Source organism: Nocardiopsis xinjiangensis YIM 90004 (assembly GCF_000341145.1).
Lineage (GTDB): Bacteria > Actinomycetota > Actinomycetes > Streptosporangiales > Streptosporangiaceae > Nocardiopsis > Nocardiopsis xinjiangensis.
Genome location: NZ_ANBE01000081.1, coordinates 1 through 348 on the forward strand (window position 1 = coordinate 1; position 348 = coordinate 348).

Consider the following 348-nt stretch of genomic DNA (forward strand, 5'->3'; position numbering starts at 1 on the left):
GTGCAGACCCATCCGGTGGCACCGGAGCACTTCAACATGTCGGTGCTGCTGGACCTGGCCGAGGACGTCGACACCGGTGCGCTGTCCCGGATGGCCGATGCGCTCCTGGAACACCACGACATGCTCCGGCTCCGGATGGAGGCCTCGGGTGAGGTCCGGATCGCCGAGACCGAGGAAGCCGAAACGGTCGTGGAGGCGGTGGACCTGGCCGGCCTCCCGACGGAGCGGTCCGAGGAAGTCACGACCGAGCGCATCCATTCGGCCCAGACCTCGCTCGACCCGGTCTCCGGCCCCATGGTGCGGATGGTGTTGTTCACCGGCCGGAACACGCCCCGCCTGCTCATCACC

The 348-nt window shown here is 68.7% G+C and carries 1 protein-coding gene; it reads left to right on the forward strand.

What is annotated here, in order from left to right; all coding sequences use genetic code 11:
• Positions 1–15: 15 nt before the first annotated feature.
• Positions 16–348, forward strand: a 333-nt coding sequence (locus D473_RS25365; protein ID WP_161626440.1) for a condensation domain-containing protein, incomplete at its 3' end; no start/stop codon positions are given.